Source organism: Mesorhizobium sp. M2A.F.Ca.ET.067.02.1.1 (assembly GCF_004023285.1).
In the GTDB taxonomy this organism is placed as follows: Bacteria; Pseudomonadota; Alphaproteobacteria; order Rhizobiales; family Rhizobiaceae; genus Mesorhizobium.
On the sequence record NZ_RZSB01000811.1, the window covers coordinates 1 to 2559 of the forward strand.

The 2559-nt window shown below is 65.6% G+C and carries 1 pseudogene; it reads left to right on the forward strand.

The features are described 5' to 3' along the window. Window positions 1-2559, forward strand: a pseudogene (locus EOA28_RS32130) (kinesin); the annotation flags it as partial.

Genomic DNA, 2559 nt, shown 5'->3' on the forward strand with positions numbered 1-2559 from the left:
CGGCTAAGCCGGCCGACCTGCGACCGGTCGAGCCGCGCAACGGACAGCCGGCCGGCTTCACGCCCGCCAATGACGACCGCCAGAAGGACTACAAGACGCTGCTGCACAGCCTCAACCGGCGTGCATCGAGCACCGTCTACTGGGTGATCGCCTTTATCTCGCTGGCCTGGATCGCCGGCGCCGGCGGCTTGGCCAACCTCCTGTTCGGTCCTGGCATCTGGAAGATCCGCACCTTCGACCAGTTCTTCGCCCGTCCCGAGTTGATCGGCCTGGCGGTGGCCGCGATCGTTCCGGTCATCCTGTTCTGGGCTTTCGCCGCCATGATTCGGCGCGCACAGGAAATGCGCATCGCCGCGCAGTCGATGACCGAGGTCGCCTTCCGCCTGGCGGAGCCTGAAAACCTTGCCCAGGACCGCGTCATGATGATCGGCCAGGCCGTTCGCCGCGAGGTGGCGGCGATGGGCGAAGGCATCGAGCGCACTCTGGCCCGCGCCGTCGAGCTCGAGACGCTGGTCCATGGCGAAGTCACCCAGATCGAACGCTCCTATTCCGAAAACGAGGCCCGCATCCGGTCTCTCGTCGACGGTCTGGGCAGCGAGCGCGAGGCGGTCGTCACCCATGCCGAGCGCGTGCGCGCCTCCATCGCCAGCGCCCACGAGACGCTGCGCGACGAGATCGGCGCGGCCAGCGACATCATCCGCGATTCGATCCTCAACGCGTCGACCAAGCTGTCGATGACGATCAACAATTCCGGCGACACGCTGATCGATCGCATCAATGAAAGCTCGACGTCGATCTTCGATTCCGTCGAATCGCGCCTGGACAACATCACCGATCGGCTTTCGACCTCCGGCGAGGCCTTCGCCAGCCTGCTCGATACCCGTATCGCCAAGCTTACCGACACCACGGACGGCCTTACCCGCTCGCTGACCGACCTGCTCGACGACCGCACGAATGGCATGGTCTCGCTGCTCGGCGGCGCCGCCCGCACGCTGAACTCCGAATTCGAGGCGAGCCTTAGCGGCATCGAACGGACACTGGCCGAACGCGGCCAGGCGCTGATCAGCGAATTCCAGACCCGCGCCGAAGCGCTCGACACCGGCACGCAGAAGCTCAACGCCGCCCTCGAAGCGCGCGCCCGCCAGATCAACGAGACGATGGTGGAACGCGCGAAGGAAATCGCCCATGCCTTCGCGGAGAGCAAGGACACGCTGTCGGCGATGATCGATCAGGGCAAGACCCAGATCGGCGCCGATATGGCCGACATCATCTCGTCCACCTCCTCCATGCTCGAAGCCCGCGCCACCGACTTCGCCGGCCGCATGGAGGCCGCCCGGCATGTGGTGTCGCGCTCCTTCGATTCCGATATCCAGCGGCTTGCCGATGCCCGTGTCGGCATCGAGGAAGCCGTCGAGAACCACAGCCGCTCGCTTTCCGAGAGCCGCGAACGCATGGCTGCCGCCATGCAGGAGGACTTGGCGAAATTCGCCGAGGGCCGCGCGGCAATCGATGCGGCCGTCACCAACCAGGTGCAGAAGCTGGCGGAAGGCCGCGGCTTGATCTCGCGGGCGCTGGAAGAAGATCTGCGCAAGGTGAACGAGTCGCGCGCCGCCATCGATGCATCGCTTGGCAGCCATCTGGAGCAGCTCGAAGAGGGTCGCAACCGGCTGTCCCAGGCTTTGAACGAAGACTCCGGCAGACTCGTTCAAGCCCGCACGATGATTGACGAAATGGTCGCCGGCCATGTCGGGAAGCTGGCCGAGGGCCGCAATATCCTGGCGCGCGCCCTGGAAGCCGATCTCGGCAAGCTGCAGGACAGCCGCGCCTCGATCGACGGCCTCGTCGCCAGCCAGGTCGAGAAGATCGCCGAGGGCCGCGCCGTGCTGGCCAAGGCGCTCGAAACCGACATCATCGGCATCAGGAACCTGGTCGAGACCCATTCGACCAAGCTCGCCGAGGACCGCGGCGAGTTGAGCCGCGCGCTAGAAAGCGATCTGAGCGGCATCCGCGGCCTGATCGACAGCCACGCCGGCAAGCTCGCCGAGGATCGCGGCCTGCTGTCGCAGACGCTGGAAGCCGACCTCGCCAAGCTGGCTGAAAGCCGTGCCTCGATCGACGGCCTCGTCGCCGGCCAGGTCGAGAAGCTTGCCGAAGGCCGCGATATCCTCAAGCGCGCCCTGGAGGCCGACCTCAACACCATCAAGGGTGCCATTGCGGGACACTCAGACAAGGTGCTGGAGGATCGCTCGCAACTGTCGAAGGCCCTCGAAGCCGATCTGCAGGCCGTCAGCGGCGCCATTGCCGATCATCAGAACAAGCTGGCGCAAGACCGCTCGGCCCTATCGAGAGCCCTGGAGGATGACCTTCAGAATGTCAGCGGCGCCGTTGCCGAACATCAGAACCGGCTCGTTCAGGACCGTTCGGTGCTGTCCAAGTCGCTCGAAGACGATCTCGCCAAGCTGGCGGAGAGCCGCTCCAGCATCGACGGCCTGGTCGCCGGCCAGGTCGAAAAGCTCGCCGAAAGCCGCGATATTCTCACACGCGCCCTTGAAGCGGACC